Source organism: Limnohabitans sp. (assembly GCF_044361645.1).
Classification (GTDB): Bacteria; Pseudomonadota; Gammaproteobacteria; order Burkholderiales; family Burkholderiaceae_C; genus Limnohabitans_A.
On sequence record NZ_JBIKIL010000157.1, the window covers coordinates 1 to 7,294 of the forward strand.

Genomic DNA, 7,294 nt, shown 5'->3' on the forward strand with positions numbered 1-7,294 from the left:
CGTGATGGTGCTGGGCGAGCGCCCAAGGGTTCGGGCAATCTCTCGCACGGTGAAGTTCTGAACATGGAGGCTGGCGAGAGTCACGCGCTCTTCGGGTTGGATCTGTTTGTAGTGTTTCAATGGAGTGCTTTGCATCTGCGGACCTTACAGGGTTTGCAGGTGTTGCACTTCACTTTTGAATCCGCCCTTGCATTTTGGGACGGATCAAATTGGTCAAGACCCGTTCCATGCCAACAAACACGAGCCGTCGCCGAACGTATTGCAAAGGAGAAGGTAAAAGAAAAGTATTGGTGGTTCGCGCCTTGGTGGGACAGTGAACCATGTGCCAGAGGACCATGAAAGTCTTCCTAGACGACGAACGCACCACGCCCGATGGCTGGGTGCGTGTGTATTGGCCTGACGAGGCCGTGGCGCTGCTGCAGACGGGTCAGGTGACTGAGATCAGCCTCGAACACGATCTGGGTGACGATGCGCGGGGCACGGGCTACGACGTGGTGCTGTGGATCGAAGAGGCGGTGCGCCTGCGCGGCTTTGTGCCGCCGCGCATGCAGGTGCATTCGGCCAACCCGGCGGCGCGCACGCGCATATTGACGGGCATGGCCGCCATCGAGCGGGCTCGGCAGGCTTGAGATTCTGGCTTCACCCAGCGGATCGGATCTGGACAAGATGCCAGACGGTGACTATCATTGATAGCTACCCACCAAGGAGCCCACCATGGACACCGCCCGCCTTTTCCAATCTGGCCGCAGTCAGGCCGTTCGCTTGCCCAAAGATTACCGCTTTTCAGGCACCGAAGTGGTGGTCAAGCACTTTGGCAACGGCGTGCTGCTGCTGCCTGTCAATGACCCATGGCAAACATTGCAAGCGGGTCTGGCCGCTTTTGAGCCTGGCTTTTTGCTCACCCGCGAACAGCCTGACGCAGAGCAACGGGCTGAGATCAACCCATGATTCTGCTCGACACCAACATCTGCATCTACATCATCAATGCCAAGCCGCCCACTGTGCTGGCGCGCTTTCAGCAGTACCGCATGGGTGATGTGGGTCTGTGCAGCGTGGTGGCGGCAGAGCTGGCATTTGGTGTGGCCAAAAGCGGCTCAACCCGCAACCGCCAGGCGCTGGAGATGTTTCTGGCTCCGCTGACCATCTTGCCGTTTGACGAGGCAGCCGTATGGGCCTATGGCGATTTGCGCACCGACTTGGAGCGCCGTGGCACCCCCATTGGTGCGCTCGACACCATGATCGCCGCTCACGCCTTGAGCCAGCAGGCCCTGCTGGTCACCAACAACACCCGCGAATTTGCCAAGGTGCCCGGTTTGCAGCTGGACAATTGGGCGGCAGCCGGCTGATGGATTTGAATCCATTGCGGCCTCACGCCGCTGGCATGTCAAACGGCAGCAGATGGTGCCCCACCCGTCCGGCATCATTGCGGGCGGTCAGGATGACCGTGCACAGCCAGCTGCCTTTTGGTGGTAATTCGGGCATGTTGGTGCGCCACGAGATGGGGTTGAACTGCCCGGGCAAGATGTCTTTGTGAAAGAGTTGCTCTCCAACTTTTCGGTCGTAGTAGTGGCCCATCAACTCCATGTGTTCCGAGCAAACCAATTCGGCCTGCACTTGCCACAGGGGCTCTGGGCTGTCGAGTTGACATTGCAGCAGCGTGGGGTGATGTGGTGTGAGCATCAAAAAACGGTGTTGCAACCCAAGTAGGGCGTAGTCGACGCTGGCATTGGGCAGAACTTGCCTGCGTGGTGCGTGTTCTTGCTGCAGGTCCAGCAAAAAGCCAACATCTTTGTCGTCGCGTTGGTCGCTAGCCAACAACCACCGTCCGTCGGCAGACAGCAGCCCCTTGGTGCGGGCAGGCGTGGTCTTGTATTCGCTTTGCAGTTGACAAGTATTGCGTTCTTGCGCTTGTCCGGTCAGGGCATCAAAGACAAGCACCAAACCGCAGGCATTCCCGGCAGCCATGGTGCGGCCATCGGATGTGGTTTCTGGCGGAGGTCAAGGCACGAAGCGTCAGAGTTGACCGCTTGCGTCGGATCGCCTGCAAATATCAAGCTGTTCGCAACCGACGCAATATGTCGGACTCTTTTGGACACTGAGGGCTTGTTCAATAAGGAGAAGCCATGAGTGCAACAACTGGTCGAGCCATCCGAAAGATGGCATGGGTTTTGGGGCTGGCAGCGACAACAGCGCATGCCAATCCGCTGATGGTTTTGGGTGGTATCAATGGGCTAGTCGATGCACTTAAGAGCACCACGGCGCAGCTTAAAGGCGTCAATACGCCATCGAAGCCCTCTGCCAAACCCCGCATTTCTTTGGTCAACGCTCATTTGATTGAACAAGGCATGAAGCGCGATGCAGTTCATGCACTCGTTGGGTCGCCCGTCCACTTGCAGTCCGCCGACACCCGCAATGCCATCATTCGCGACATTTACAAAATTCAGCGCACGGGTTTGTGTGCAATGGATCAGGTGGTGATCAGCTATGCGTCAAACGACGGTCCCGTTCAGCGAATTTCGCAAACGTGCGGCGATGTGACATCGAGTGAAAAACGCTGGGTTGAATATTCCTTTGCGCTTGAACTGCCGCCTGCGTTTGAAGGGATTGAGACCAACGCACTGCGCGACACGGTGATTGCAGCCATTGGCACACCAGTTGAAACCCGCCAGGGCCAAAGCGCTTTGACTTTCGAGGATGTGCATGTGTTGGGTGCCACCAAGTTGGTCTTGACGTACATGAAGGGGCCGAAACAATTGCACTCAGTCAGCATGGCAGGGACAAAGGTTGAGCTGCCTCGCCTGAAACGGGTGGATTTTTTTGAGACCGCGACTGCGAACTCAGGGGATAAACAACCATGACCCGTACACCGAAGATCATCCGCCGCACTGTTTTTGACCTCCACCCGCAAGAGCTTTTGACCTTGCACAGCCTGAACCGCAGCGTGATGGCCACCGTGCCGCCCAGGCGCCCGCGCCTGTCAGCAGACGCGGGCAGCTACAGCGAGTACGAGCTGGACTACGGCATTTACGAGCGCTTTCGCGATTTGCATGCCCGCGCCAAAGCCGAGCGCTCAGACTGGCTGCGCACCCAGCGCATCACGCACAAGGTGGCGGCCCAAGCCGCGTTGTGCGGCTACCAGCCCTACAAGCGGGCAGCCCGTTTGGGCTTGGAAGCACCGCCCATGCCCGAGGGCTATGCCGAGATCTTCCAAGCCTTGCTTCAGGAGTTGGTGCTGGCGCGCCAAGCCGCCCGCCCACCCAAGCCCCCGGCTCGGCCCCCGACCCTGCCGGGTAGGGTTCAGATGTTCAGTTTTTAAGGCTTCAACGGCGTCACTGCCCTGCCCCACCTGTGGGGCAAGCCAGCGGCAGGCCATACGCGGCCGCGGTGACGATGCGCACCGAGTGGTATTTGCGGGTGCTGGCTTTGCTCGGCTTCGATACAAGTGTTTCTCGTAAGATGCTGACCATTCAGAGGGGCTTCCAAGAGGAAAAAGCGACAATATTTTTGGCGTTTTTTTCCGTCTTTAAAACTACTATTTCCAAGAATGAGGTCACACATGAACCCAACTGCGTTAATCGCCGTGCTGGATGAACTCATGACCACCTGAGAAAACGAGGTGGTCGAGTTCAAGCAGGCGGGCCATGACTACGACACCGACAAGATCGGTGAGTATTTCTCTGCCTTGGCCAACGAGGCCAACTTGCGTGGTGTGGACCGGGCTTGGCTGGTGTTTGGTGTGAACAATAAAACCCGCAGCGTGACGGGCACCGATTACAGGCCAGAGCCTGCGCGTTTGCAAAGCCTGAAGACCCAGATTGCCGACAGTACCGAGCTGAGCATCACGCTGCGCAACATCCATGTGCTGCAACACGCCGCTGGCCGCGTGGTGCTGATGGAAGTGCCGCCCGCGCCACGGGGCATGCCCATTGCTTGGAAAGGGCACTACTACGCCCGAGCGGGTGAGAGCCGCACGTCCTTGGGTTTGGACAAGCTCGATGAAATTCGCCAGCAAACGCTGACGACGGACTGGACCGCCCAGTTGGTGCCCGGTGCCACCTTGGTACATTTGGATGAACCCGCTGTGCAGTTGGCACGCAACGCCTTTGCTAAAAAGTACGCCAACCGTTTTGCTGCCGAAGAGGTGATGGCCTGGCCAGTGGCTGCGTTTTTGGAGCGGGCGCATCTGCTGCGCGATGGCCAGATCACCCGGGGCAGCTTGCTGTTGTTGGGCAAATCAACGTCAGCGCATTTGCTTTCACCACACCCCGCGCAACTGACATGGAAGCTGGAAGGGCCAGAGCGCGCCTACGAGCATTTTGGCTTGCCGTTTTTGGTGGCGACGCTTGATTGAGGGGCGCAAACCCAACCTTCATGTGGCCGCGCACATTGCCAAGGCCACGGGAAGCGTGGCAGCCTACCTGCTCACTCGGGGGCAAGACGACGCCTTCTACCTTAAACAGATCACCGACTACTTGGCGGTGAACGGCGAGGCTAATCGCGCCGACATCAACCAACTGCTGCTGAGCAAACTCAGCGATGCTTTGACCGACGGGCAGAAATACACCAAGGTTAGCAATTTGCTGGGCAAGCTGCGCCGCCGGGGGACGATTGTGAACGTGGGCTCAGACGCTGCACCGCGCTGGCAATTGGCTCAAATGAATTAGAGATTTGCAGAGAAAAATGAGAGATTTGCCGAGAGATTTTCAAGTTTTTTTAATGAAATCAATAACTTGCGGATTTCTGCATGACTCTAATTGACGTGCGGTTGCAGAGAGATTGCAGAAAGAAAACATGAAGATCAAGTTCAAAACCCAAGCCACCGGCACGGCCCCCGGCCCAACCGGGTGAGCTTCAGATGTTCAGTTTTTAAGGCTTCAAGGGCGTCAACGCCCTGCCCCACCCGTGGGGCAAGCCAGCGCCAGCCAAAGGCGCGCAAGTTGATGCGCTTGTTGCAGGGCGTTGGCTGGCTGGGGGCTGGGCAACGCGTGCTGCGTCAGCAGATCGCTCAGCCGGGGTGGTGGGCTGAGTGGGTGGGTGCGCAGCACTTGGCGCAGGTCCATGATGCCCGCCACATGGGTGCGCAGCGGCGCGTTTCCGGCGCGGGCCAAAGCGCGGTCGATGTGGTGGATGTGAAATTCGGCATGCCAGACCAGGAGTTGCGCGTGGCGCACATGGGCCAAGAACAGCGGCGCAATGTCGGCCCAGGCCCCGCCTGCGGCAGCCAAGCTGGCCTGGGTGTGGCCGTGCGCGGCGGTGGCAGCGGGTGGGATGGGCGCGGGGCTCTGGATCAAAGCGTGAAACGCTGCGCCGCCCTGCTGCGCTGGGGGGCAGCCGGGGTGGCTGGCGTAGTTGGACACCGGCATGGCGCACAGCTCGATCAGGTGGCCCTCAGGGTCGAGTGCGTCGCTGGTTTCGCAGCTCAGGGCGATGGTGCGCGGGCTCATGCCGGGTGCAACAGATCCAACAGTTGCGGCAGGCCTTGCGCGGCCGAGGTGGGCCATTGGTGGCGCATGTACTGGGCCAGCCCCGAGGGCTCGGGGTTGATTTCGGCGACAAATTTACCCAGGTTGTGCGCGCTGATGGGCAGCTCGGCCGCGGGCCAGACCACGCCCGAGGTGCCGACCACCAGCATGGCGTCGCAGGCGTCCACCAGGTCTTCGGCTTCGCGCCAGGGCGCGGTGGGCATGGCCTCACCAAACCAGACGACACCCGGGCGAATGAAGCCGTCGCAGTGCGTGCAGCGCGGCGGCTCCAGCGCTGTGAGGCTGGCGTCGGGCTGGCCGGGGGCAAAGTCACCGGGCCGGTGGCAGGCGGCGCAGCGCGGCGCAAACAGGCTGCCGTGCAGGTGGATCACGCTGGGGCTGCCTGCGCGTTCATGCAGGTTGTCCACGTTTTGCGTGACCACGTCGACCTGCACGGCGCGCCCGTGCAGGCGCTGCAGTCGCTCGGCCAGCTGGGCGATGGCCAAGTGCCCGGCGTGCGCCTGCGCGGCCATGACCTGCGCTCGCCGCCCTTCGTACCAGGCCCAAACGCGCTGCTTGTTGGCCCGCCAGCCGTCGGGCGAGGCGAGCTCCTCCGGCTTGAACTGTTGCCAATGGCTGCTCGCTTGCCCCCGAAAGGTGGCAATGCCGCTTTCGGCCGACATGCCCGCGCCCGTGAAGATGACGATGCGGCGCGCTTGGCGCAAGGCGTTGGCAATGGCTTGCGCGGTGGTGGTGTGCATGGTGTTGTCCTGTCCCTGGGTGATCAAAAGCCCAGTTTAGGCAGGCGGGCGACAAGATGTGCCGGAGGGGGTGCTGGGCCAGTTTTATTTGGCTGCGCAGACCCAGTTGTCACGCGAAACGCTTTACCGCACCTTGTCGGCCCGGGGCAATCCCACGATCAAAACCTTGGCGGCTGTGCTCAAAACCACTGGCCTGCGAATTTCCATCGCGCCAGCCCCATAAAAAACGCCTGCACGGCGCAAACCGGGCAGGCGTTTTAGGGTTCAACGGCCGCCATCACAAGCCATTGAGCCAGGCCGCTCAGGGCTTGGTTTTGTTGTAAGCGGCGATGCCGTCCAGGATTTCCTTGTGGGCGGATTCTTTGCCTTCCCAGCCCAGCACTTTGACCCACTTGCCTTTTTCAAGGTCTTTGTAGTGTTCAAAAAAGTGGGCAATCGCGTTGCGGCGCATCGCGTTCACATCCGAGATGTCTTGCCAGTGGTCGTACATCGGCAAAATTTTGCTGGTCGGCACTGCAACCACCTTGCCATCGACACCGGCCTCGTCTTCCATCATCAAAATACCCAGCGCGCGGCAGGGCACCACCACACCGGGGTGCAGGGCGTAAGGGGTGATCACCAACACGTCCACCGGGTCGCCGTCGCCAGACAGGGTTTGGGGCACGTAACCGTAATTGGTGGGGTAGTGCATGGCCGTGGTCATGAAACGGTCCACAAACAAAGCGCCGGTTTCCTTGTCCACTTCGTACTTGATCGGATCGGAGTTCATCGGGATTTCGATGATCACGTTGAAAGTTTCGGGCGCTTGTTTGCCGGGGGTCACGTTGTCGAGGGGCATCTTTCGGATCTCTTTTTGAAAAGTTAAAAAACGGAAATTGCTAGGGATTAACCCCGATTTTACTTTCACAGGCCTTGCGCAAACCCCAATTTGACCCCTTTAATGAAACGTTGGCCAATCGTTCTCTGGTTTCGGTGATCGAGGAAGCAACGCAGTGGAGGGGTCTCCGGTGCGTTGCCCCTCTGTTCTGCGACAACCATCGAGGAGTTCAACGATGACAGGAAATTCAGCGC

The 7,294-nt window shown here is 59.6% G+C and carries 13 protein-coding genes; 8 read left to right on the forward strand and 5 right to left on the reverse strand.

Features of this window, described 5'->3' with window-relative positions:
* Positions 1–135 (reverse strand): helix-turn-helix domain-containing protein (locus ACIQ39_RS17645; protein WP_396435907.1); only part of this gene is annotated, 135 nt, incomplete at its 3' end.
* A 200-nt stretch (positions 136–335) separates the two neighbouring features.
* Here ACIQ39_RS17645 and ACIQ39_RS17650 point away from each other — a divergent pair.
* From ACIQ39_RS17650 to ACIQ39_RS17660, 3 genes are all read left to right on the forward strand, one after another.
* Entirely contained in the window at positions 336–629 is a 294-nt protein-coding gene (locus ACIQ39_RS17650) for a cyclic-phosphate processing receiver domain-containing protein (protein WP_396435895.1), read from the forward strand.
* An 85-nt stretch (positions 630–714) separates the two neighbouring features.
* A complete protein-coding gene (locus tag ACIQ39_RS17655) occupies positions 715–948 on the forward strand; it encodes an antitoxin (protein WP_396435896.1) in 234 nt (77 codons plus the stop codon).
* Positions 945–1,346 (forward strand): type II toxin-antitoxin system VapC family toxin, encoded by a 402-nt coding sequence (locus tag ACIQ39_RS17660; RefSeq protein ID WP_396435897.1) that lies wholly within the window; start codon positions 945–947, stop codon positions 1,344–1,346. The genes ACIQ39_RS17655 and ACIQ39_RS17660 overlap by 4 nt, the downstream gene beginning before the upstream one ends.
* 22 nt (positions 1,347–1,368) lie before the next feature.
* On the opposite strand, the gene ACIQ39_RS17665 is transcribed toward ACIQ39_RS17660, so the two are convergent.
* Positions 1,369–1,965, reverse strand: coding sequence for a hypothetical protein (locus ACIQ39_RS17665; RefSeq protein ID WP_396435898.1), 597 nt, complete (start codon positions 1,963–1,965; stop codon positions 1,369–1,371).
* Between the two features lie 158 nt (positions 1,966–2,123).
* Between ACIQ39_RS17665 and ACIQ39_RS17670 the strand changes: the two genes are divergently transcribed.
* The 4 genes from ACIQ39_RS17670 (at position 2,124) to ACIQ39_RS17685 (ending at position 4,664) form a co-directional block, all read left to right on the forward strand.
* Positions 2,124–2,858, forward strand: a complete 735-nt coding sequence (locus tag ACIQ39_RS17670) for a hypothetical protein (RefSeq protein WP_396435899.1) — start codon at positions 2,124–2,126, stop codon at positions 2,856–2,858.
* Positions 2,855–3,316, forward strand: coding sequence for a hypothetical protein (locus ACIQ39_RS17675; protein ID WP_396435900.1), 462 nt, complete (start codon positions 2,855–2,857; stop codon positions 3,314–3,316). The genes ACIQ39_RS17670 and ACIQ39_RS17675 overlap by 4 nt, the downstream gene beginning before the upstream one ends.
* Before the next feature lie 300 nt (positions 3,317–3,616).
* Positions 3,617–4,351 carry an ATP-binding protein gene (locus ACIQ39_RS17680; RefSeq protein ID WP_396435901.1) on the forward strand — a complete coding sequence of 245 codons (735 nt, stop codon included), beginning with the start codon at positions 3,617–3,619 and terminating at the stop codon, positions 4,349–4,351.
* Between the two features lie 22 nt (positions 4,352–4,373).
* On the forward strand, positions 4,374–4,664 hold the full coding sequence (locus ACIQ39_RS17685; protein ID WP_396435902.1) for a hypothetical protein: 291 nt from the start codon (positions 4,374–4,376) through the stop codon (positions 4,662–4,664).
* A 219-nt stretch (positions 4,665–4,883) separates the two neighbouring features.
* Here ACIQ39_RS17685 and ACIQ39_RS17690 read toward each other — a convergent pair whose 3' ends face one another.
* On the reverse strand, positions 4,884–5,444 hold the full coding sequence (locus ACIQ39_RS17690; protein WP_396435903.1) for a hypothetical protein: 561 nt from the start codon (positions 5,442–5,444) through the stop codon (positions 4,884–4,886).
* Positions 5,441–6,223, reverse strand: a complete 783-nt coding sequence (locus ACIQ39_RS17695) for an SIR2 family NAD-dependent protein deacylase (RefSeq protein WP_396435904.1) — start codon at positions 6,221–6,223, stop codon at positions 5,441–5,443. The genes ACIQ39_RS17690 and ACIQ39_RS17695 overlap by 4 nt, the downstream gene beginning before the upstream one ends.
* Before the next feature lie 58 nt (positions 6,224–6,281).
* Between ACIQ39_RS17695 and ACIQ39_RS17700 the strand changes: the two genes are divergently transcribed.
* Positions 6,282–6,446, forward strand: coding sequence for a DNA-binding protein (locus ACIQ39_RS17700; protein ID WP_396435905.1), 165 nt, complete (start codon positions 6,282–6,284; stop codon positions 6,444–6,446).
* A gap of 78 nt (positions 6,447–6,524) precedes the next feature.
* Here ACIQ39_RS17700 and ppa read toward each other — a convergent pair whose 3' ends face one another.
* Positions 6,525–7,061 carry an inorganic diphosphatase gene (gene ppa, locus ACIQ39_RS17705; RefSeq protein ID WP_396435906.1) on the reverse strand — a complete coding sequence of 179 codons (537 nt, stop codon included), beginning with the start codon at positions 7,059–7,061 and terminating at the stop codon, positions 6,525–6,527.
* Positions 7,062–7,294 lie beyond the last annotated feature (233 nt).

What these genes read in the sequence shown, in the direction of transcription:
- ACIQ39_RS17650 (WP_396435895.1), top strand. Translation starts at nt 336, where the DNA reads ATGAAAGTCTTCCTAGACGACGAACGCACCACGCCCGATGGCTGGGTG.
- ACIQ39_RS17655 (WP_396435896.1), top strand. Translation starts at nt 715, where the DNA reads ATGGACACCGCCCGCCTTTTCCAATCTGGCCGCAGTCAGGCCGTTCGC.
- ACIQ39_RS17660 (WP_396435897.1), top strand. Translation starts at nt 945, where the DNA reads ATGATTCTGCTCGACACCAACATCTGCATCTACATCATCAATGCCAAG.
- ACIQ39_RS17665 (WP_396435898.1), bottom strand. Translation starts at nt 1,965, where the DNA reads ATGGCTGCCGGGAATGCCTGCGGTTTGGTGCTTGTCTTTGATGCCCTG.
- ACIQ39_RS17670 (WP_396435899.1), top strand. Translation starts at nt 2,124, where the DNA reads ATGAGTGCAACAACTGGTCGAGCCATCCGAAAGATGGCATGGGTTTTG.
- ACIQ39_RS17675 (WP_396435900.1), top strand. Translation starts at nt 2,855, where the DNA reads ATGACCCGTACACCGAAGATCATCCGCCGCACTGTTTTTGACCTCCAC.
- ACIQ39_RS17690 (WP_396435903.1), bottom strand. Translation starts at nt 5,444, where the DNA reads ATGAGCCCGCGCACCATCGCCCTGAGCTGCGAAACCAGCGACGCACTC.
- ACIQ39_RS17695 (WP_396435904.1), bottom strand. Translation starts at nt 6,223, where the DNA reads ATGCACACCACCACCGCGCAAGCCATTGCCAACGCCTTGCGCCAAGCG.
- ppa (WP_396435906.1), bottom strand. Translation starts at nt 7,061, where the DNA reads ATGCCCCTCGACAACGTGACCCCCGGCAAACAAGCGCCCGAAACTTTC.